This is a genomic window from Paenibacillus sp. FSL H3-0302 (assembly GCF_037982245.1).
Classification (GTDB): Bacteria; Bacillota; Bacilli; order Paenibacillales; family Paenibacillaceae; genus Paenibacillus_AQ; species Paenibacillus_AQ odorifer.
The window spans coordinates 4,158,909-4,181,788 of record NZ_CP150284.1; the positions used below are offsets into that span (position 1 = coordinate 4,158,909).

Sequence of the window (22,880 nt, forward strand, 5' to 3'; positions counted from 1 at the left end):
ACGCATTCAAACTAACTTATCTGCTGCTCGTTTTTTGTCTTCCTTTTGTGAACCACTCGGACTTTGGCTTCAATGGAGGGTTAGACTTAGGTTTTGCTTTAGCTGGTTTAGATGCCGCTGATTTTGTTGCTGCCGGTTTTGTTGCCGCAGGTTTAGCAGTTGCTGGTTTGGAATTCGACGGTCTGGAAGACGATGGTCTCGAAGCTGCTGCTTTCGAACCTGACGGTTTCGCCGAACGATCTGTCTTCATTTGCGTTTTACGAGACATCGGATACGGATGGTCCTTAACTTCTGGAATCGATTTTCCAATCAATTTTTCAATATCTTTAAGGAAAGGAAGCTCTTCAGCTTCGCAAAAAGAAATTGCCGTTCCGCTCAATCCCGCTCTGCCTGTACGACCGATCCGGTGCACATAGGTTTCCGGAATGTTCGGTAAGTTGAAGTTGATTACGTGAGACAGCTCATCAATATCAATTCCCCGGGCAGCTATATCCGTAGCTACGAGAACACGAGTCGCACCGCTTTTAAAATTTCGCAAAGCGTTCTGGCGATCATTTTGAGATTTATTGCCGTGTATGGCTTGAGCAGCAATGTTCACTTTAGCCAGATCGCGGGTAACACGGTCTGCACCACGTTTGGTACGAGTAAACACCAATGCTGAGACGATGGATTTATCCTGTAACAGCAGGTTCAATTGGTTTTGCTTATTTCCGTTCTCTAATAAATAGATCGATTGATTGATTCTATCCGCAGTAGATGACACGGGTGTGATTTCTACCTTCACTGGATTCACAAGCAATGTTTTGATCAATTTAGAAATCTCAGTTGGCATCGTTGCCGAGAAAAACAGAGTTTGCTTCTTCGTAGGCATTTTGGCGATGATTCGTTTCACATCATGAATAAAGCCCATATCCAGCATCCGGTCAGCTTCATCCAGAACTAAAATTTGTACATATTGCAGATCTACACGTTTCTGATTGATCAGGTCGATAAGTCTACCAGGGGTAGCAATAAGAATATCGGCACCTTGATTCAGTGCGCGCTCTTGCACTTTCTGTGACACACCGCCAACAATGGCAGCAGAGCGGATATCTGTATATTGGCTATACGCTTTTATGTTATCAGCAATTTGAATCGCTAGTTCTCTTGTCGGTGTTAAAATCAACGAGCGAATGCGTCGCACATTATTGGATTTGTTTGGGCTCGATTGTTCGCTTAGCAATTGAATAATAGGCACGGAAAATGCAGCTGTTTTTCCTGTTCCCGTTTGCGCGCATCCAAGTAAATCTCTACCCGCTAATACAGCTGGAATCGACTGCTCCTGTATTGGTGTAGGTGATGTATAGTTTTCTTTGCTTAAAGCCTTCAAAATTGCAGGCACAATATTCAGTTCATTAAATGTCATTGGGTCTCCTTAATTTCTAATACATATATTCTTAACAATAAATCCTTTTGTCACGTCATAAACCATAATTATAACACAATAAGTTACATAATAATAGATTTTCTTTATCATCACACCAATTTTCATTAAAAATCCATTTCAGGATACTATCCGTTCTGCTCTTACAGAAATCCTGCGGCGTATCTTTTGTTGATCCTGCTGAGACTGCTGATCCTGCTGATCCTGTTGAGACTGCTGAGACTGCTGAGCCTGTTGAGACTGTTGAGACTGTTGAGACTGTTGAGACTGCTGAGTCTGCTGAGCCATCGGACTCAGACGCCCTTATTTTGAAAATTCGTGGATTTTGGACATGCTATCGGACTCAGATGCAGTTATTCACACCTTCGAAGCCCAATTCAGTACAAATATAAGGCAATAAGAGCTATGCAGTCCGAAACCTTGGCAAAATAGATCAAGATGCTGAAATAGCTGCAATACAGTCCGATAAGTACAAGCCGTCGGGTAAACCACGCAATCCTTACAGCACGTAGATCAGACACGCAATCCTTACAGCACGCAGATCAGACACACAATCCTTACAGCACGCCGATCAGACACACAATCCTTACAGCACGCCGAGCAGACACGCAATCCTTATAGCACGCCGATCAGACACGCATTCCTTAAAGCACACAGATCAGCCACACAATCCTTACAGCACGCCGATCAGACACACAATCCTTACAGCACGCCGAGCAGACACGCAATCCTTACAGCACGCAGATCAGACACGCAATCCTTACAGCATGCAGATCAGACACGCAATCCTTACAGCACGCAGATCAGACACGCAAAAAAAGCGGAGGATTTCTCCCCCGCTTCTTATCTTTGCTATAACTATGATGACTATTCTACGATTTCAGCAGTATCGCCGTTGTTGGCACCTGCAGCGTTAGCTTCGTCAGTGTCAATATGCATATCCAGTTTAAAGCTGTCTGATACGCGTGCAATTACGTTCTCCAATACGAGACCACGGTCGCCTCCGAGGCGAACTTTAAGCAATTGCTTATCAGCAATGCCCCAAGCTTCAGCTTCAGAAGTATGGAAGTGAATGTGACGAGCGGCGATGATAACGCCTTGTTCCAATTCTACTTCGCCAGCAGGTCCTTTAAGCGTAATGCCAGGTGTTCCATCAATATTTCCAGATTCGCGAACTGGAGCTTTCACGCCAAGTGCGAAGGAGTCAGTACGGGAAATTTCTAATTGGGAAGCCGGACGAGCAGGTCCCAAAATTCTTACTTTGTCAAATTTACCTTTGCTGCCGATAACTGCTACTTGCTCATTTGCTGCAAACTGTCCTGGTTGAGAGAGGGGTTTGAACTCCGTTAGTTGATATCCTGGGCCAAACAAAGCCTCCACATGCTCTTGCGTAAGGTGAATATGTCTAGCCGACACACCTACGGGTACAGTCTTACTCATAGTAAAGTCACTCCTTGTATTTTCTCTAGTATCTGTACAAGCCATTAACCATTATACATCTTCTTAACCAAAAATAAAAAGCCCCACATCATAACGAGGGCCTTTTTTTCGACAATTCATACTTTTAGAGCAGGATTGTCATGATTTAGACACCTGAGAAGGTAAGTTTGTGCGCAGGTAGGAGACCGCATTCTCATATAACCAACCTTTTACGGAAGCTTCTGGATAGTAACGAAGCAGGTGCTCCGCGAGCTCAGGGTATTTTCCCGGATGCTCCATGTTCTCTACCCAAGTGTCAATGCCGTCAAAATCCGAACCAAACATCATATGCTTCTCGCCACCTAGACTACATACATGATCAATATGCTTTAATAAATCATCCATACGAGCTTTTCCATCATCACATACAAACCACGGATAAAAGGTCAGGCCCATTCTTCCGTCCATTGCAATCAAAGCTTTAATCTGTTCATCATTTAAATTTCTAACATGCCCACAGATTGCTGCGGCGTTCGAATGGGAAGCTATAAACGGACGTGTGCTTAAGTCGGCTAGCTCCCAAAAACCTGCCTGAGACAAATGCGACACATCAAGCAGCATTCCACTGTCGTTGCACCATTCGATCAGCATTCGCCCTTTTTCCGTAAATCCGCCGTTGCGCTGCTCCAGAACACCGTCCGCTGCCCAATTGGCATAATTCCAAGTGATTCCCAAAAACCGCACGCCAAGCTCAAAGCAGAGCTGTGCATAAAACAAGTTCCCTTCTAGACCGTCTACACCCTCCAGAGAGAGCATTCCCCATGGGGATGCTCCAGCTGTTCGTTTTCCTACCTCCTCCTTCCAACGCAGCCACTGAAGGCTCTCTGCGCCTATTATTTTTTGCCGGAACAAATCAATTTGTCCTAAAACATTCTCAAAGCTAGGTCTTCCTCTACTTGCCGAAAGGTATATTGCAAAAATCTGCAATTCCACACCGCCCGCTACCAGCCGCTCTCCGGTAACATCCAGCCGAGGATCATTCTTAAAATCCATATCTGGTGATGCTTGCATTTTACTCAGCACATCACAATGAAAATCCGCAACCTGTAGCTTATCGGTTCTCATCCCAAGCCCTCGCTTTCATGCAGCCCTATTCCAGATTCTATGCTTAAAAACGCCAGACTATATACGAAAAGCAAAAAACCTGTTTACATAAGTAAACAGGTTCATCCGTTCTATGCTTCTATTATCTGGGTTCTACAATCAATTTAATCGCGGTTCGATCCTCTCCATCAATCACAATGTCTGTAAATGCCGGAATGCAGATCAAATCTACTCCGCTTGGTGCAACAAATCCCCGGGCAATGGCAACTGCTTTGACTGCTTGATTCAGTGCTCCAGCTCCAATAGCTTGTAATTCGGCCGATCCACGTTCACGAAGAACACCTGCTAAAGCGCCGGCGACGGAATTTGGATTGGATTTAGCTGATACTTTTAATACATCCATAGTAAGTACCTCCCCTGGGAAAATAATGGTGTTCTTCCACTACTTTAGATGTTATTCGCGAGAGAAGAAATAATTCCTTCTTTTTGCGGACTACTCTGGAGAAAATGGTACAATAGATACTCTTTTTCGATATAATAAATATCACACTTTACCCTTATTCGGCGAAATTACCCGGAAAATCACTTATCTTATCCTACTACTAGCTCATTACCCATTCATCTTCACGTAGCCGTATTTTCTCCAGACGGGTAGCCGCGCCAGTATTCTCATCTAACTCTGCAAATAAACCGTGAAGCTGCCATTTGCCTTCATCAACAACAAATCGTGCTGGAAGCTGTGTAGTGAACTTATAAAGTACTGCATCTCTTTCCATACCCAGAATCCCTTCGCTTGAACCAACCATGCCCGCATCGGTCAAGTAAGCCGTTCCACCCGGCAAAATCACATCATCATTCGTCTGAACGTGAGTATGGGTCCCTACTACAATTGATGCGCGACCATCCATGAAATAGCCCATGGCGATTTTCTCAGAGGTAACCTCTGCATGGAAATCAACGAGAATGCATTTATGATCTCTACGTAGCTCTTCCACAATTTCTTCACCCACACGGAAAGGACAATCAATCGCAGGCAAAAATGTACGGCCTTGCAGGTTAACTATAGCTAGCTCTTTGCCGTTACCTTTAACAACTGTATATCCTCTTCCCGGTGTTCCTGGAGGAAAATTAGCAGGACGGATAATCCGGGCCTCGTCGTCGATAAACTCGAAGATATCCTTGTTGTCCCATGTGTGATTGCCCATGGTGATTCCGTGAACGCCCCAGTTAAAAAATTCATTTGCGATCGCTTTAGTAATACCTCTACCGGCAGCAGAATTTTCACCGTTAACTATGATTATATGTGGTTGATATTTGCTTTTTAATGAGGGCAACATCTCCCGAAGTGCCTTCCTGCCTACACTACCTACGATATCTCCAATGAATAGTACTTTAATGTTTCTCTCCTCCTAATCTTAACCTCTTCATCTAGCGGATAAGTCTTCATATTTAAAAGAAAAAAGGCCCCGCTTAGGGGCCAATTTTCATCAAATATAAGAAAGTATAAGTTATATCTTATCCTTTAACCTTATATTCCTAGCAGAAACATATACCAGGTAACGATCATAAATATCGTTATTTCCAAAGCGTATGTTATCTACTTATTGCCTATTTAGCGTATTCAACAGCCCGTGTCTCACGAATAACGGTAACCTTGATATGTCCTGGATAATCCAGTTCACTTTCAATCATCTTCGTAATATCGCGAGCAAGACGGAATGCCTCTGCATCGTCAATCTTCTCTGGCTGTACCATCACGCGCACCTCACGGCCCGCTTGAATAGCAAATGATTTCTCAACGCCTTCGAACGACTCTGAGATTTCTTCCAGTTTCTCTAGACGTTTAATATACGTTTCCAGTGTTTCACGGCGAGCACCAGGTCTAGCAGCCGACAATGCGTCAGCGGCACCAACCAACATAGCAATAACCGAGGTAGCTTCGCAGTCTCCATGATGAGATGCGATACTGTTGATAACAACCGGATGTTCTTTATATTTCTTCGCTAGTTCAACGCCGATCTCAACATGCGAACCTTCCACTTCATGATCCAGCGCTTTGCCGATATCATGGAGTAATCCTGCACGTTTTGCAAGCACGATGTCTTCCCCAAGCTCACCGGCCATCAGTCCTGTTAAATAAGCAACCTCCATGGAGTGCTTCAATACATTTTGACCATAGCTTGTACGGAATTTCAGACGCCCCAGAATCTTGATCAAATCTGGATGCAAACCGTGAACGCCCACTTCGAAAGTAGCTTGTTCACCATATTCCCGAATCCGTTCGTCCACTTCTTTGCGGGATTTCTCCACCATCTCTTCAATACGAGCGGGGTGAATACGTCCATCAGCCACCAATTTCTCAAGTGCCGTACGGGCCACTTCACGGCGGATTGGATCAAATCCTGACAAAATAACTGCTTCCGGCGTATCATCAATAATGAGGTCGATACCTGTAAGAGTTTCCAAAGCACGAATATTACGGCCTTCACGACCGATAATCCGACCTTTCATCTCTTCATTCGGCAACGTAACAACTGAAACCGTTGTTTCCGCTACGTGATCAGCTGCACAGCGTTGGATAGCGAGTGTGATGATTTCACGGGATTTCTTATCCGCTTCTTCTTTCGCCTGCTGTTCAATTTCTTTGATCATTTGTGCCGTTTCATGGCGAACTTCTTGCTCAACATTGCTAAGAATGATACTTCTTGCATCTTCGATGCTTAAATTGGAGATACGTTCCAATTCAGTGACTTGGTTTTTGTAAATAACATCAATTTGCTGTTGGGTTTCATCAATTCGTTTCTCTTTGTTAGCTACTTGTTCTTCTTTTCTTTCAAGCGATTCCATTTTTTTATCCAGAGATTCTTCCTTTTGCAGCAAACGTCTCTCTTGCCGTTGGATTTCATTCCGACGTTCACGAGTTTCTTTCTCAGCTTCAGTACGGATTCTATGGACTTCGTCCTTAGCTTCCAATACTGTTTCTTTCTTCAGCGCCTCAGCGTCCTTCTTCGCATTCTCAACGATGACAACGGCTTCTCTTTCTGCGCTTTGGATTTTAGCTTCTGCAAGGGATTTACGAATAAAATAACCGAACCCAAAGAATATTGCAGCTACAACGAGAACGATAATGACCCAGATCCATGATTCCAGCATCTGTTCACCTCCTCGTTGGTTCCTCTCCAAGGTATATCCCTGGGAATTGTGCAGTTGTTTAACTATCCGTTCATCACCATACAAAAAACCGGTAAACAACCGATTGCCATACTGCACATGCTGCACATGCACACTGCCCGCCTTATCCGGCGATTACATTTCATATGAGTTGTACGTGAACCGTTTAAAACAGTCTCCTTTTTGGGAAGGAAAAAGGATTCTAATTTTATGCCGATTCATGTTATATTTTATTATTTATAAAAAGACATTGTCAAGAGAGTCGATATACGCATTAATGTCAAGAGAATCAGTGATTCTAGTAAAACTCCTCATCTTCACCTTCATAATTGTCTTCCGCAAGTAAAGTATTGATCACTTGGCGAACCATATCGCCCGAAAATCCACGGCGCATAAGGAAGGCTCCAGTCTTTCTTCGCTTATCTGAAGCTTCTCCACGGATGAGATTCCATTTCTTGCGCCCAGTTTCGAGTGCGCTCTCCAGCTCTTGTTCAGGAGTAATATTCTCCAAAGCTTCCGATATAAGGGTTTTGTCAATCCCTTTCTCACGTAGCTCTTGTCGAATCCACATCTTCCCTTTCCGCTGGTTCGCTATTCGTTGCTCTGCCCATTGCTTAGCATATAAAGGGTCATCAAGAAGTCTTTCCTCCTGCAGCCGCTGCACCACTTCCGCAATAATAGTCTCTCCTATTTCCTTCTGGCGTAAACGGCGAGTCATTTCCATAGCGGTGCGTGGTTTACGTTCTAGATAACGGAGGCCTTCTACATAAGCTCGTTGACGCTCATCAGCTACAACAATTTCAACCAAATCAGCCTTCATAAAAGAATTACCAGTAATCATTCGATATTTAATCATGACGTCCTCGTGCACAGTCATGTTATATGCTCCGAAATGTATGATATAACGGTGGTCAGATTTCTTTTGACGTTCTACTTTAGTGATCTCTAAGAGTTCTCCTTCAGGAAAATCCGATAACACCTGCTCATCTTGTTCTTCTGCTTCAAAATCCAGTTGTATTACCATAGTTGTTTGTCACCTCGTAGCAATAGATCGGTTATCGTCTTACTTTCATTACTTGTTAAGAAAAGACACCCTGCAACAATCAATCACAGGGCGTCCTATTGCTTAATATACTATTCGATTTCGAGAAGCAATTTCTCTTCTTCTTCTTGCTCTGCAATAATATCTTCATTCTTCGGCGCAGCAACAATAGTGGATAAATTACTTGCTTCACGGATCTTATTCTCAATAATAAGGGCAATATCCTGATGTTCCTTCAAAAACTGTTTAGCATTCTCACGGCCTTGACCGAGACGCTCGCCTTCGTAGGAATACCATGCACCACTCTTATTCACGATATCCATTTCAGTACCGATATCTACAAGACTTCCCTCTTTAGAAATCCCTTCACCGTACATGATATCAACATCAGCCTGTTTAAATGGAGGAGCTACTTTATTCTTCACAATCTTGATCTTAGTACGGTTACCAACCACATCGTTCCCCATCTTGATGCTCTCTACGCGACGTACATCTAAACGTACAGAAGAGTAGAATTTCAATGCACGACCACCCGGAGTTGTCTCAGGGTTACCGAACATAACACCGATCTTCTCACGAAGCTGGTTGATAAAGATAGCGATCGTATTGGATTTGCTAATGGCACCAGAAAGCTTACGAAGCGCTTGAGACATCAAGCGAGCCTGCAATCCGACGTGGGAATCACCCATATCGCCTTCAATTTCAGCCTTAGGTACCAAAGCAGCAACGGAGTCAACGACAATAATATCAACGGCTCCACTACGAACAAGTGCTTCGGCGATTTCCAGCGCTTGTTCACCCGTGTCTGGCTGAGAAAGCAGCAATTCATCGATATTTACGCCCAAGTTACGTGCATATTTCGGATCAAGCGCATGCTCGGCATCGATAAATGCAGCTTGTCCGCCTTGTCTTTGCACTTCTGCAATAGCATGAAGAGCAACTGTTGTTTTACCTGAAGATTCCGGTCCATATACTTCAATAATACGTCCCTTTGGAAGTCCGCCTATACCTAACGCAATATCAAGTGCCAAAGATCCGCTAGGTACAACTTCCACTTGCATATGCGTGGATTCTCCCAGTTTCATTACCGAACCTTTACCAAATTGTTTTTCTATTTGACGAAGCGCCATATCAAGCGCTGCACGACGATCTGACAATCAGACCACTTCCTTCACTGTTTATAGTAATATAATAACGTGTTTTTAAGGTCTTGCCAAGCTTTTTTTCGAACATACATTCGTTTTTTTTGTCTTGGGCGTTATTTATCCCTTTTATTGTAAGCCTCCCTCCGGAGATAGAAGTTAATTAAATTCCCCACTTCACCGGACATCAACGACTTATGATCATGAGTAGCCATCGTGATCAAAATCTCTGCAAATATACAAAAAACCGCAGCAAAGAAATCTCAGTGCCACGGTTCTTCCGTATGTGTTTATTATAACTGGGCTAATCTCCCATTACAAGTCTGAACCCTCAAGAGGTGTCTCCACCTTGCGTTCCTCAAGTCTCCGCCACAGACGATACAGCAGAGCCTTTACAGTACGCAACCGGATATTTTCCCGTGTACCTTTAAGATTAAGCTCATAGACCTCTGTCTTACGTCCCCGTTCAGCCAAGCCGATAAATACAAGTCCAACAGGCTTGCGTTCAGAATAACCCGGTCCGGCTACACCTGTAACAGATAAGCCGAAATCACTGTCTGCAATCATTCTCACTTGGTCAGCCAACACCTCGGCAACTTCTCGACTTACGGCTCCAGGAGCATTGGGTCCCTCCAAATAAGCACTTGGCACATTCAGTAGCTTTTTCTTTAGGTCATTCGAATAGCAGACGATTCCGCCGGCAAACATCGATGCACTGCCTGGAATATTTGTTATGCTCTCCATCAGCAAACCTCCGGTGCAGCTCTCTGCCGCACTTAAGGTCAGGCCGGCATCCGCCATCCAATCCACAATCAATTGCTCCAGCGGCACATCAATGTTCGCATACAAATGTTCCGGCAAAATCTCCTTGATTTGTTGTTCCAGTATCTCCAGCTTTTTTGTAGCTTCATGCTCAGAAGGGGCCTTTGTCGAAATACGAACAGTTACCTCTCCCTCTTTGGCATACGGAGCAATCGTTGGATCAGTCTGACTGCGAATCAGTTCGATGAGCTTGTCCTCCAGCAGTGATTCTCCGATGCCGGCAAATTTGAGCATTTTTGAATAAAGCGGTGTTTCGTTCGTCAAGGCGTGCTGCTGTAGCCACGGTACTGCTTTATCTACGAACATCGGTTTCATCTCACGAGGTGGACCTGGAAGCACAATATAATATTTCTTCTCATGCTCAAAAGCAATCCCAACCGCAAGACCGATTTCATTCGGCAACGGTGTAGTTCCTTCAATTATAAGTGCCTGTTTGCGGTTATTTTCGGTCATAACGATCTTACGATCATCAAAGAAGCGTTGTACATGATCCATCGCCAAACGATCAATATGGAGCGTTCTACCTAGCGATGCAGCCAGTGCGTCTTTAGTCAGATCATCCTCAGTGGGGCCAATTCCGCCCGTAAAGATAATAACGTCGGCCCGACTCTGAGCGATCTCGATGGCTTGCTGCAGGCGGCTGCTGTTATCACCGACAACGGTTTGAAAGTATACATCGATCCCGATGGCAGCTAGCTCTATAGACAAAAACTGGGCATTACTATTCACGATTTGACCGAGCAAAAGCTCTGTCCCTACTGCAATAATCTCCGCTTTCATACCTGGCTTTCGCCTCCTCGTTATAATGTAGGTACACTGCTTTTGGATTTCAAAAAAGGTAATAGGTGCTTCACCTATTACCTTTCCTTGTATATCCAGCTTACATGCTTACGCATTATGCAGCTGTAGCAGATCCTTATTCTTCACAAAATAATCAATTCCAGAATAAATAGTGATCAGCGCTGCGGCCCAAATAGCAATATCGTCTACAGGAATACTGACAAATTGAAATGGGAAATTATTCAACAACAGCAGTGAGATCGCAACAATTTGTACAACCGTCTTTATCTTGCCCCATTTGCTGGCGGCAACCACTTTTCCCTCTAGCAATGCAATCTGGCGAAGTCCGGTGACTGCAAACTCACGACTGATGATTACAATAGCAATCCATGAATCGCATCTGCCCAGCTCCACAAGTGAAATCAGAACTGCAGATACCAGCAGTTTGTCCGCAAGTGGATCAAGGAGTTTACCGAGATTGGTGACCATATTATATTTCCTAGCAATGTAGCCGTCTATTCCATCCGTGCTGGCCGCAAGCAAAAAGATTACAGCTGCTACCAAATGATTAACAGATAGCTGAAACGAGCCCCAATGTATCGGTTCTGGATAAAAACTGAAATCCACCAGTAAAAAAAACATCATAATCGGGATCAGGCAAATACGAGCTAGCGTGATGCGGTTGGGCAAATTCACTGAAGTTTTCCTCCCCTAAATCGTTCATACAAATTGCCTAAATCAGGCTAATCCATTTCTACTTAAGCAAGTATATTATAGCAATAAATAGGTGTCAAAAAAACAGAAAGCACCCCGCGTTGTTAGTGCTAATAAGCACTGCGGGGCACAAAATTCTATTTCATGTTCATGAATTGTAGATCCAGCGGCAAATCAGCTTTACGCAAGATCTGAATAATCTGCTGCAAATCGTCGCGGCTCTTACCGGTCACACGAATTTGATCCCCTTGGATTTGGCTCTTCACCTTTAATTTTGAATCACGGATCAGAATATTAATTTTTTTCGCATTCTCCTGATCAATGCCTTGCTTAAGCCCTAAACGTTGACGTACAGATCCCAGGGAAGCCGGTTCTACTTTACCGAAATCCAGATTTTTTAGGGTAATGCCTCTTTTCACCATCTTTGATTGTAAAATATCAATAACAGCGTTGAGCTTATATTCGTCTTCAGAGGCGATTATAAGTGCGTCTTTCTCCAGCTTCAGACTGCTTTTGCTGTTCTTAAAATCAAAGCGGTTGTCGATCTCTTTCTCTGTTTGGTGAATAGCATTCGTTAACTCCTGCATATCCATTTTGGATACAATATCAAATGAACATTCTGAACTCATTAAACTCCACGTCCTTTATACAATTAGTCTGCTACTATTATAAGAGAATGGTACTATTAAGTCTAATTTTGGATAAATCATTATGTAGCTCACCCGACATAGAAAACAGCCCCACTAAGTGGAGCTTTTCCTTCGAGTGAGTTTGGTTCAAAGGGTAGAAACACGTCTCCACCGGAAGTACGCCGTTGGAGACGTTCATTTCTACAGCTTCTATCTGCTTCGGACCGGATTACGAAACATATCCAGAATTCCTAGCACAATATGTGCAATACCGAATCCGAGAATTCCGTATCCCCAAGCACCTGGTGTCAAATAGTATCCGATGAGACTGACAACAACCCCAAGGCCAGCTACAATCCAGCTAACTGTCATAAGATGTACACCTCACTTTGGCTAAAACTGAAAACAGTCTTATGTTCTCCCTAAAGCCAAAGTCTATACATCCTATTTGTTATTCGCCTGTCCCGTCACTTTGGGTACCTTCACTTCCAGAACCGTCGTCAAGATTAAGCAGGAGACGTGAGGACGTCTTCTCATCCGTGATTACTTGACCATTTACGGTAATTTCAGTTGCTGGGGAATACCCAGACTTAATATACATGCCCTCACTACCAAGAACGAAGCTCATAGTTTCTCCTGCTGCAGTATTTCCGAAGGAGAGTTTTTCACCTTTAGAGTTTTCGCCTTTGTAAACTTCAAGCCAGCTTACTCCGGATGCAACAATCTCAACCTTAACTTCGCTTCCGGCAGGAGCTGTAACCTTAAATTTCGTTGTTTTGCCTGACTTCCCATCTGGTGTAACTGTGATCGATTGAGGAGACGGCGTTGGTGTCGGTGTTGGCGTAGGCTCCGTAGTTGGCTCAGTAGTTGCTTCTGCCGAGGAAGTAGGCGCTACTACACCGCCTCCTGATGCGGGTGGAGATGTTTGTGCTGTATTAGGATCCTGCACATTATTGGTGATATTTGTTTGATCAACTTGATCAGGGTCTGCTTTGTTTAAACTAGAAGCATAAATGTAAATCACCACAATAATCAATATAGGGAATGTCCACATCAGCACCGTTGGCAGCCATTTTGCATTCCGTTCGGTTTCGGGTCTACGGCTGCGCTTTTGAATCACCGTCTCCATGGTCGTGTCTGCGGGTGGTGCAGGTACGTTCCCATGCTCCTCGAGCAGTTCGTCAGGACTCATGCCTACTGCTTCTGCATACGTTTTGATAAACGCCCTCACATAAAAACTTCCTGGAAGCACCTTGTAGTCTCCAGACTCGATGGCTTCCAAATACTTTTTGCGAATTTTTGTTACTTCCTGGACATCGTCAAGACTCATCCCTTTTTGCAGACGTGCCTCTTTCAATTGCCGGCCCAGTTCCGACATACCATCACCTCCTGTAAGTTCTATGAATGTAAACTTCCTTAACCAGCTTTATAAAAAAACATGCTCGGAAGTGTATTCTTCATCGTTTGTGTTCTATAAATCATCACTGTAGCTCGTCGTAAATGACTCGTACAAGATTTCTTCCGTTGGATTATTCCGCAGCTCAATAATAATATCAAAGTCATCATAACTATACTCAGATTCGCGTACGAAAATATCTGGATGCTCAATAACCTTTGTGCTTGGCATGCTCATAACATTTTGCAATAAATTATAATGTTTCTCATTAGAGCGGATCGTACTAACTATACCATCAATTATAAATACATTATGTGGGTTCATCTCATCTTCAGCCAATTGACTGCGCACCGTCTGCCGCAATAATGTGGAGGAGACAAATGTCCAGCGTTTCATAGCACAGACACTGCCAGCTATAATGGATTCCGTCTTTCCTACACGGGGCATACCACGAAGTCCTATAACCTGATTCCCATCTTTTTTAAACAGTTCACCGAGAAAATCAACCAATAGACCTAGCTCATCGCGGGTGAAACGAAACGTCTTCCGATCATCCGAATCCCGTTCAATATATCGCCCATGGCGCACAGCCAGCTTGTCCACGAGCCTTGGAGACCGCAGAGCTGAAACTGTAATATTATCAACTTTTTTGAGCATTTCGCCCATCAGCATAATTTTCTCATCATCATTGGTCTCCAGCAACATTCCGCGAGTTTTTCCTTCAACTCCATTAATCGTCAGAATGTTAACTTCCAGCATCCCTAACATTGAAGCGATATCACCAAGCAGACCGGGTCTGTTCTTGTGAATCTTGTATTCCATATACCACTGTTTATATTCCACTTGTACACCTCATAGATTCCTTTTCCCTACCCTTTGCCAATACAGCAAAAAAAGCTGCCCCGGCAAAGCGGTCTTTTACACGGGTCATGTTAATGATATATAAAATAAAAATGAAAGGCAAGGTCAGTCCTGTAATAATTGCAGAAAAGCTCCCACAGGGGGAGCTTTTCCGCAAGCTTAGGCGTTGTCTTTCGCCAACTTGACCATGAGTTTAGCAATCGTTTGCTTTTCTTCATCGTTGCCGACATCCCATAGCTCTTTGATCGCACGGTTTTGAGTGTTTGCTGGATCCACTTTTTCATCAAGGAATTCCCCGATTTCAAAAGCCAGCTTTGAGATTGTGTCTTGACTCATCCCAAGTTTCTCCGCCTGTACAACCCGTTTACCTAGGAATTTCTTCCAGGTGTCAAAATTTTTGATTACGCTATCGTCTTGTGTCATCTTAAATCCTCCTTCATGTTTACGGTCAAACACCTGCATACAGGCTGTAAGCCGCCTTACGAGAGATTAAAAAACAACACTTATAATATGTCTCAGACGATAGATTCTTATGCTGGAGCTTTTCTCCAAGTTAAGCATTACGTAATCCAGCCACCGTTAGGACTAATGATCTGCCCAGTAATATACCCGGATTCAGGCAATGCTAAAAAGTAAATCAGTGAGGAGATCTCGTTCGGTGTAGCCAAACGTCCCGCCGGAATCTCATCCTCCAGCATCCGGACCTCATCCTCCTGTAGGTTAGACAACATATTCGTATTAACCGCTCCTGGAGCTACCGCGTTCACAGTTACGCCAGAAGGTGCTAGTTCCTTGGCTAACGCCTTAGTAAAAGCATTTACTCCGCCTTTACTGGCTGAATAAGCGACCTCACAAGAGGCTCCCGATATTCCCCACACGGAAGAAACGTTGATGATTCGACCATAACGCTGGGATACCATGTACGGCATAAAAATCTGGCTGCACATAAAGGTCCCTTTCAAGTTAATGGCCATAATATCGTCCCATTCCTCTTCACTCACATCAGCCAGCATCCCATAATGAGATTTACCGGCATTGTTGACAAGAATATCCGGCTGCATTCCATTACTTTCAAGCTTCTCCGCCATTCGTACAATCTGACTGCGATCCTTCATATCCGCATTTACAGTCATTACCTTTGCTCCAAGGGCCATACAACGCCGAGCGACATCATTAGCAGCTTCATGTGAGTGCTTGTAGTGAATAACAATATTCATGCCTACAGAGGCAAACCGTTCTGCAATGGCGCCACCGATTCCCCCGCTGCCCCCTGTCACCAGAACTGTCATTTCTCCTAATGGTTTGTTGCTCTCTCCCAAAAGCGCCATTTAAGGACTCACCACTAGTGAAACAGCGAGCTGCTCCCAATTTACATGGGCATGTAAACGCTCATTCACTTCAGCTAAAGTAATCGATTCGTAAATAGGCAGAACTTCAAACAGGTCACCACCACGGAATTGGTAACGTGTAAATTCATGTGCGATACTTTCAGGGGAGTTCAGCATGCGCAAATATCCGCCTATTTTCTTTTTCCGTGCCCGCTCGAAGTCCTTCTCAGCAAAGCCAGACTTTAAGATCTGATCCACTTCTTCTTTAATTCGTTTTAGCAGCAAATCCGGGTCCTTGGTATCTCCACCCATAGCTGAAAAAGCATATTGTTCTGAACTATTAAATTCATGGCCAAAGCTGTCTGAGATCAGTTCTTCATCATAGAGTTTTTGGTACAACGCTGTGCTGCTGCCAACCAGCAAATCAAGCATAAGCTTAGTGGCGAGATCACGCTTAAGCGCAGCTTCACCTGTAAGACCATCAACTTTTTCCTTAAATCCAAACATAATCTTAGGCATCGAAACAGCGAGTTTGCTTTCTAATCGCTTCGTAGCGACTTGTTCCGGCTCCTCTTCAAAAATACGCTTAATCTCACCTTGTTTACCATAAGATTTCCCCTGCTGATTGCTGCGAATCAACGAGAATACCTTCTCCGGATCCACACCACCCACTACGAACAACAGCATATTGCTGGGATGATAAAAAGAGTTGTAACAAGTGTACAGTGTTTCTTTCGTAATCGTACTAATCGACTCTATTGTTCCGGCAATATCAATCCGAACCGGATGTTTCGAATACATGGCCTCAATAAGGCCAAAGTACACGCGCCAGTCTGGATTATCTGCATACATATTGATTTCTTGACCAATGATCCCTTTTTCCTTTTCTACATTCTCATCCGTAAAATAAGGTCGTTGCACAAAATCAACGAGTGTACTAAGGTTGGTCTCTATGTTCTCTGTTGCCGAGAAAAGATAAACCGTCTGATCAAAACTTGTAAAGGCGTTAGCTGAAGCTCCATTTGAGGCAAAAGTGGCAAATATATCGCCTTCTGGCTCTTCAAACATTTTGTGCTCCAAAAAGTGAGCTATACCATCAGGAACAGTGGTCTCTTCTCCACCTGCGACATGAAAATGGTTATCTACAGAACCATATTTAGTTGCAAATGTGGCGTAAGTTTTTTTGAATGTTGGTTTTGGCAATACATAAACCTGAAGCCCATTATCCATCACCTCATGATAAAGGGTCTCTTGAAGTCTGTCGTATTGAATCTGTTCCATCTCTATTCCTCCTTCCCTGTCAAGAAATAAATCGTATCCAGCTGAAAGGTCTCCGCTGCAGCTTTTACTTCCCCTGCACCGATTTGTTCCACCTCTTCTAGCAGCTGATCCGCTGTCCGTTCTTTTCCTGACAACTGGCGGTTGAAGTCGTAAGAGATCATCTCAAAAGCAGAATCGGGAATCTCGGAAAGCTGATTGCGGATCATGGCTTTGGTCTGGCTTAACTCCAGATCACTGATATTGCCAGCTTTCATCTCTTCCAGTTGTTTCTCTATAATTTCAACAGCTTTGTTGTAATTTTGCGTTTCAATACCTGATTGTATCGTTCCAATCCCCTTGTGACCGTCATAGCGTGAAGAAGCATAGTATGCAAGACTGGCCTTTTCCCGTACATTGACGAAGAGTTTGGAGTGTGGATACCCTCCTAATATTCCGTTGTACATAAGTGCGGACGCATATGTATCGTCCTTATACGTAATTGATGTGCGCAGACCCATGTTCAACTTGCCCTGACTGACATCCAGCTTCTCCTCTACCGTCCGTACCTCGCTGACGGATACTGGGACAAACTTGGAGCTATATAAGCCCACCTCCGACTGAATGCGTCCGAAGTGATGCTGCACAAGCTTTTCAACTTCCTCAGTAGTCGTATCTCCCACAACATAGAGATCCAAAATAGCTCCATCCAGCCATGAGTTATAAGATTCGTACAAACTTTTTGGAGTAATCCGATCCAAATCCGCTCTTTGACCCAGTGGATGAAGGCGATAGGGCTCGTTACGGCACATTTCTTCGATACAGCGTTCCGCAGCATAACGAATCTTATCATTTACGATAGATTCCAGCTTCTTGCGCACTGTTTCACGCTCTGTTGCAACATAGGAAGGACGGAAGCTTCCATCCTCCACCAACGGACGGGTCAGGACTTCTCCTAGGAAAGCAAAGGATTGTTCAAGCAAGCTCTCCTGACTCTGCACGAAGGAGTCATTAATGGTGTCCATGCGAAACTGAACAATCTGATAATCGCCTCTTTTATAAATATCAAAACCAAATCCAGCGCCATACAGCTCCTCCAAACGCTCACGGAATTGAGTAGTCTCTGGATAAGAAGCGGTACCTCTGCGGAGCACAAATGGAGCAAGTGCTGTAGGGGTGACCGTATCCTCATTAAGTGGGACGCCGGCATAAAGTGAGATGGCGTAGGTCTTGAACGCCTTGGTAGGCATCACGTGAATACGCATACCTGCAACGTTGCCATGCTGAAATACATTATTAGTCAAGTCCAAAACTCCTTTACCGCGTGGATAGTTGCTCATTAACATGTTTATGAATTAATAACCATTCTAAACCATTCCAAAGTAAGGAAGCAACCGGATGCCTCTTCCCGGTTGCTCTCTGGATTTACTTCTTTACTTATCTACATACAGAAAATATGCTGGCCTATAGTCTTGACCTGTGGACGAGTCCAAATCCATTTGGAGGTCGCCGTTTTAGGGTTGAAATAATACAAACACCCACCCGAAGGATCCCAGCCATTCAGCGCTTGCTGCACTGCTTTTCGTGCCTGCTCATTTGGCTCCAAATAAATCTGCCCGTCAGCTACAGCTGTAAAAGCTCCCGGCTGAAAAATAACGCCAGACGGCGTATTTGGAAAGCTCGGAGATTTTACCCGGTTCAAGATTACTGCAGCAACAGCAACTTGTCCTTCGAAAGGTTCACCTCTTGACTCACCATAGACGGCATTAGCCATAATTTTGAGATCATTTTCTGATAATCCCATCGTATTCCCTGAAGACAGAGACGCTGAATCCGAATTATTGGTTGTATTTGTTTTGTTACCGGTGTTGTTGTTTGCTGTATTATTTCCGGTTGCTGAAGCCGACTCTGTTGGCTTCCAGTTCTTAGTTGCGTTATACAATTTCAGCTTAGTCTTAGCGCCTACGATGCCATCAGACTTCATTCCAAACTTCCATTGAAACCACGTTACTGAATTTTTCGTTTTCGGACCAAACTGACTGTCTATTTTCCCTTCATAAAAGCCCAGATGTTTTAAACGTCCTTGCAACTCATAAACATCCTGACCAGAAGAACCGAGTTTAATCGGAGTCGTGCTGAAGGCAGGCAAGGCCTCTTCTTCAGGATGATTTAGTTCATGGACAAATGACGCAGCAGCACTTTGCTTGGTCTGTACTATGCCATTACCCTGGAGCAGCATTCCTGCAAACGGCGCGGCAGCAAGTGCAAGGGTTAAAGAAGCAAAGATCCACAACTTATGTTTCTTCATAGGGGTTCGCTCTACCTTTCTTTTGTGAGTTCTGCATGGATGGCTAAAGTTATTATGACGACTGTCAGGACATCCTATGCATTACTAAAAAAGAAGTAATAGCATTTCATTGTAATTGAGAATAATTATCAACTATAATCCAAATAAGAAAACGTTGGAGTTGATATTAATCATGAATTTAAAGGACCACATTTTATTGTGGAACCACGCATTAATAGAAATTATTGATATACGCCATACTTTTCAACGATCAAGTGATCTGAATTCACATTATCAGCTGCCCTCAAGCGCATTCTTGTTGATCATAAACGGCAAGGCCGAAATACTGATTGACGAGGTCCCGCACGAGATCGGCAACTTTCATATCCTTCATGGTGGAAAAGGAATGAACATTCAATTTTTACGCACGGAGGAACTACTGGAGTATTACTTAATTTTATATAAAGCAAACCTTTCACTCGCCTCACGCAACAATCTAAAAGCAATTATGGAACACAATAATCCCTTCAATCTCCAACAGCGGTGACTATATCTTCCGCTCCTCTTATGATGGTATGGCTGATCTGACCCAAAACCCAATTTGGAACAATATCCCTGCCGTGAAAGAAGGCCGTTTGATGGAAATTGATTTTGGATTAGGTTATTACAGTGATATCTATTCTCTAAATGTGCAACTGGATTATATTGTTGAAGCTTTGCTTGCTGCACCAAGAGTCAAATAAGTACTCAGGATACAAAAAAGAGATGGTCCACTTCATAAAGTGGCCATCTCTTTTACTGTCTATTGAAGGTTTCGACGGGCTTGTCCAGCTTAGGAGCTGATCTTGTTATGCTGATATTGCTCAAGTGACACCAGCACCTCACGCGGCTTGCTGCCCTCGTAAGGACCGATGACTCCACGAGCCTCCATAGAGTCAATCAACCGGGCTGCACGGGTATAACCGACACGCATACGACGCTGTAGCAGCGACACTGAAGCCTGCTTAGCCTCCAGCACAATTTGTACGGCCTGCTCGTATAATTCATCCTGTGGCTCCTGATCCTCAGTGATTGTATCATCCACTTCAGGAACGATGGACTCATCGTATTCGGCTTCACCTTGACTGCTGACATATTGAACAATAGTCTCTACTTCTTGGTCGCTCATAAAAGCTCCCTGTACACGAATAGGTTTAGATGCGCCCATTGGCAAGAACAACATATCACCTCGGCCTAACAGCTTCTCTGCACCGGGCATATCCAAAATGGTACGTGAATCCACATTGGACGATACGCCAAAAGCGATCCGGGATGGAATATTAGCTTTAATTAAACCTGTGATTACATCTACTGAAGGGCGTTGTGTAGCGATAATTAAATGAATTCCAGCCGCCCGCGCCATTTGTGCAAGTCGGCAAATTGCATCCTCGACATCATTGGCTGCAACCATCATCAAATCCGCAAGCTCGTCCACAATAACAACGATATACGGGAGAATTGCCGCTGGATTCTCAGCCATTAGCTTATTATAACCTTCCATATTCCGTGTTCCCGATTTGGAGAATAGCTCATAACGCTTCTCCATTTCCACAACAATCTTCTTCAAAGCTAGGCTAGCCCGCTTTGGATCTGTGACAACCGGAGCCAAAAGATGGGGAATTCCATTGTACACATTCAGCTCTACCATCTTAGGATCGACCATGAGGAATTTAACTTCATCAGGTTTAGCTTTGTATAAGATGCTTGTTATAATCCCGTTGATGCAGACAGATTTACCGGAGCCAGTTGCACCGGCCACCAATAAATGGGGCATCTTAGCCAGATTGCCAATAATGGTCTGGCCGGAAATATCACGGCCAAAAGCAATCGATAATCTGGATTCAGCCTCCTGAAAAATCTGTGTTTCCATAACTTCGCGCATGGTAACAATAGACACCTCAGAGTTCGGAACTTCTATTCCTATTGCAGATTTACCCGGAATCGGCGCTTCCATCCGAATGTCTTTGGCTGCAAGTGCAAGGGCAATGTCATCCGTCAGATTTACAATACGGCTAACCTTAACCCCAATATCCGGTTGTATCTCATACCTCGTAACCGCTGGGCCTCTTACTACCTCCAGCACCTTAGCCCGTACCCCAAAGCTTTCAAGTGTTGCTTCTAACTTACGGGCAGTCTGCATATAATCATTCTGATCTCCAGCTTTGCCACCATTGTTAGGTTTGGCTAGAAGACGGAACGATGGCAGCTTATATGGCTTCGGTGGCGGTGGTGCTGGAGGAGCAGGAATAATCTCTCCATCTGGAGAAGCACCTAGCAGGCCTTCCAAGTCTATGCTTACATTCTCCTCAGACTCATCCGTAGGCTGCTGCTTAACGGCATTAGGTCCGGCTACAGCAGGTTTAGCTGCTTCACCACGAGCTGCGGGTGAGAATTCACTCCACTCTTCCCGGTCTTCTTCGTTTAACCCTTCTGAACGGATATGTTCAAAAAAGTCACGAATAATAGGCGTCACAGGTTCAATATCCAGATCCGCATCATCAAAATCATGATCGATATCGTCTAATGGAATTACATGACTATCTGGAGTTAATCCCGAAATAATCGGACCGGTTGAAGCACTTGCCACAATTGGACCCTGATCGTCATCCTCAGAATCTGCTTCCACCTGTGAACGCGTGGAGCCTGAGAACCAGCCAGATATTTTTTTCAAAAGGACAGGTTGTTTGCGATTAGGCAAATACCGATCGTCTTCGTCTTCTTCCTCCTCGTCATCATAGACAGGCTGCTTCACCTGCCGAGCTTTAGCTGGAGCAGCGGCTCTAGAAGGTCTGGCCGCTACGGGAACCGCCTTCGGACGGTTTGCAGCATGGAGACGAATCCCCTCCACAAACTTAACCAAGCGCACTCGCAAAAGCGTAAAAATCTCCACATAGGACAAGTTGGTAATTAGCATAAAGCTGATCGCCAGCATGACGATCATAAGCAGCTTAGCGCCCAGACTACCAAAAAGCCATAACAGCGCTGCATACTCCAACCCGCCAATGTACCCTCCGCTTATATCCTTACCCAGCATATAGACATTGCTTTCGTTCGAGCCAGGTGAAAGTGATCCCGAAAGATCATTATGTATTTGTGTCATTACATTGCCAGGATGTAACAAAGACAACGGGCCAAGCTTCTGCTCCATTGCAGATATTGTGCTCATAAGGCACATAGACAATAGAAGCAGAAGCACGCCAGTATGCCTGCTGTTCCACGAGGAAGGCCATCTTCGATGGATCATCACCATAAGTCCATAAAAAATGCCGATAAGCGGCAACACAAAATAAAATCTCCCTAATAAGTAACCCGCCATACTTGAAAGTGAGCGCCCTACGGCTGCTTCACCAGACAGTGCAATGACGGAAATAGTTATTAATAAAATTCCATATATTTCATATTTTAAAACGCTGCCGAGCAGCGCTTTTTTCTTCTTCTTTTTTCGTTTAGCCACGCCAGCCACCCC

23 protein-coding genes are annotated in these 22,880 nt (G+C 44.2%); 2 read left to right on the plus strand and 21 right to left on the minus strand.

The annotated features are described in order from the left end of the window. Positions 1 to 16: 16 nt before the first annotated feature. The 20 genes from MHH50_RS18335 to sleB all read right to left on the minus strand — a co-directional run bounded on the left by MHH50_RS18335 (position 17) and on the right by sleB (position 19,396). Positions 17 to 1,405: a DEAD/DEAH box helicase gene (locus MHH50_RS18335; protein WP_081383205.1), complete on the minus strand. Its 1,389-nt coding sequence runs from the start codon at positions 1,403 to 1,405 to the stop codon at positions 17 to 19. Positions 1,406 to 1,543: 138 nt separating this feature from the next. Next, positions 1,544 to 1,711 (minus strand): hypothetical protein, encoded by a 168-nt coding sequence (locus MHH50_RS18340; RefSeq protein WP_340033258.1) that lies wholly within the window; start codon positions 1,709 to 1,711, stop codon positions 1,544 to 1,546. A 579-nt stretch (positions 1,712 to 2,290) separates the two neighbouring features. After that, positions 2,291 to 2,863, minus strand: a complete 573-nt coding sequence (locus MHH50_RS18345; RefSeq protein ID WP_036688383.1) for a phosphate propanoyltransferase — start codon at positions 2,861 to 2,863, stop codon at positions 2,291 to 2,293. A gap of 138 nt (positions 2,864 to 3,001) precedes the next feature. Further along, positions 3,002 to 3,967, minus strand: coding sequence for a membrane dipeptidase (locus MHH50_RS18350; RefSeq protein ID WP_076182593.1), 966 nt, complete (start codon positions 3,965 to 3,967; stop codon positions 3,002 to 3,004). Between the two features lie 121 nt (positions 3,968 to 4,088). Next, the gene (locus MHH50_RS18355; protein ID WP_019910496.1) at positions 4,089 to 4,349 is read right to left on the minus strand and encodes a stage V sporulation protein S; all 261 of its coding nucleotides are present in this window, start codon (positions 4,347 to 4,349) and stop codon (positions 4,089 to 4,091) included. A gap of 199 nt (positions 4,350 to 4,548) precedes the next feature. After that, positions 4,549 to 5,343 (minus strand): TIGR00282 family metallophosphoesterase, encoded by a 795-nt coding sequence (locus tag MHH50_RS18360; protein ID WP_076100408.1) that lies wholly within the window; start codon positions 5,341 to 5,343, stop codon positions 4,549 to 4,551. Between the two features lie 211 nt (positions 5,344 to 5,554). After that, positions 5,555 to 7,096 (minus strand): ribonuclease Y, encoded by a 1,542-nt coding sequence (gene rny / locus MHH50_RS18365; protein ID WP_036689085.1) that lies wholly within the window; start codon positions 7,094 to 7,096, stop codon positions 5,555 to 5,557. Positions 7,097 to 7,415: 319 nt separating this feature from the next. Then, positions 7,416 to 8,141, minus strand: a complete 726-nt coding sequence (locus MHH50_RS18370) for a RecX family transcriptional regulator (RefSeq protein WP_076127881.1) — start codon at positions 8,139 to 8,141, stop codon at positions 7,416 to 7,418. Between the two features lie 110 nt (positions 8,142 to 8,251). Then, positions 8,252 to 9,316 carry a recombinase RecA gene (gene recA, locus MHH50_RS18375; protein WP_076127879.1) on the minus strand — a complete coding sequence of 355 codons (1,065 nt, stop codon included), beginning with the start codon at positions 9,314 to 9,316 and terminating at the stop codon, positions 8,252 to 8,254. Positions 9,317 to 9,616: 300 nt separating this feature from the next. Beyond that, entirely contained in the window at positions 9,617 to 10,903 is a 1,287-nt protein-coding gene (locus tag MHH50_RS18380; RefSeq protein ID WP_036688393.1) for a competence/damage-inducible protein A, read from the minus strand. Between the two features lie 108 nt (positions 10,904 to 11,011). Next, on the minus strand, positions 11,012 to 11,599 hold the full coding sequence (gene pgsA, locus MHH50_RS18385; RefSeq protein WP_036688397.1) for a CDP-diacylglycerol--glycerol-3-phosphate 3-phosphatidyltransferase: 588 nt from the start codon (positions 11,597 to 11,599) through the stop codon (positions 11,012 to 11,014). Between the two features lie 155 nt (positions 11,600 to 11,754). Continuing rightward, positions 11,755 to 12,246: a YajQ family cyclic di-GMP-binding protein gene (locus MHH50_RS18390; protein ID WP_076127877.1), complete on the minus strand. Its 492-nt coding sequence runs from the start codon at positions 12,244 to 12,246 to the stop codon at positions 11,755 to 11,757. 210 nt (positions 12,247 to 12,456) lie between these two features. Beyond that, the gene (locus MHH50_RS18395) at positions 12,457 to 12,618 is read right to left on the minus strand and encodes a hypothetical protein (protein WP_169744781.1); all 162 of its coding nucleotides are present in this window, start codon (positions 12,616 to 12,618) and stop codon (positions 12,457 to 12,459) included. Between the two features lie 79 nt (positions 12,619 to 12,697). Further along, positions 12,698 to 13,624, minus strand: coding sequence for a RodZ domain-containing protein (locus tag MHH50_RS18400; protein ID WP_076127875.1), 927 nt, complete (start codon positions 13,622 to 13,624; stop codon positions 12,698 to 12,700). 93 nt (positions 13,625 to 13,717) lie between these two features. Then, complete coding sequence (locus MHH50_RS18405) at positions 13,718 to 14,485, minus strand: DUF3388 domain-containing protein (RefSeq protein WP_036688406.1); 768 nt, start codon at positions 14,483 to 14,485, stop codon at positions 13,718 to 13,720. Positions 14,486 to 14,662: 177 nt separating this feature from the next. Further along, positions 14,663 to 14,926, minus strand: coding sequence for a DUF3243 domain-containing protein (locus tag MHH50_RS18410; protein ID WP_036688409.1), 264 nt, complete (start codon positions 14,924 to 14,926; stop codon positions 14,663 to 14,665). A 137-nt stretch (positions 14,927 to 15,063) separates the two neighbouring features. Further along, a complete protein-coding gene (gene fabG / locus MHH50_RS18415) occupies positions 15,064 to 15,831 on the minus strand; it encodes a 3-oxoacyl-ACP reductase FabG (RefSeq protein WP_036688412.1) in 768 nt (255 codons plus the stop codon). After that, a complete protein-coding gene (locus tag MHH50_RS18420) occupies positions 15,832 to 17,112 on the minus strand; it encodes a pitrilysin family protein (protein WP_038571902.1) in 1,281 nt (426 codons plus the stop codon). Between the two features lie 2 nt (positions 17,113 to 17,114). Then, complete coding sequence (locus MHH50_RS18425; RefSeq protein ID WP_256717312.1) at positions 17,115 to 18,353, minus strand: pitrilysin family protein; 1,239 nt, start codon at positions 18,351 to 18,353, stop codon at positions 17,115 to 17,117. A gap of 176 nt (positions 18,354 to 18,529) precedes the next feature. Beyond that, entirely contained in the window at positions 18,530 to 19,396 is an 867-nt protein-coding gene (gene sleB / locus MHH50_RS18430) for a spore cortex-lytic enzyme (protein ID WP_036688421.1), read from the minus strand. Positions 19,397 to 19,568: 172 nt separating this feature from the next. Between sleB and MHH50_RS18435 the strand changes: the two genes are divergently transcribed. Then, positions 19,569 to 19,922, plus strand: a complete 354-nt coding sequence (locus tag MHH50_RS18435; protein ID WP_340033259.1) for a hypothetical protein — start codon at positions 19,569 to 19,571, stop codon at positions 19,920 to 19,922. A gap of 28 nt (positions 19,923 to 19,950) precedes the next feature. Then, entirely contained in the window at positions 19,951 to 20,118 is a 168-nt protein-coding gene (locus tag MHH50_RS18440; RefSeq protein ID WP_340033260.1) for a hypothetical protein, read from the plus strand. A gap of 89 nt (positions 20,119 to 20,207) precedes the next feature. Here the strand turns inward: MHH50_RS18440 and MHH50_RS18445 are convergent, their stop codons facing one another. Beyond that, on the minus strand, positions 20,208 to 22,868 hold the full coding sequence (locus MHH50_RS18445; RefSeq protein WP_076179908.1) for a DNA translocase FtsK: 2,661 nt from the start codon (positions 22,866 to 22,868) through the stop codon (positions 20,208 to 20,210). Positions 22,869 to 22,880: the final 12 nt, after the last annotated feature.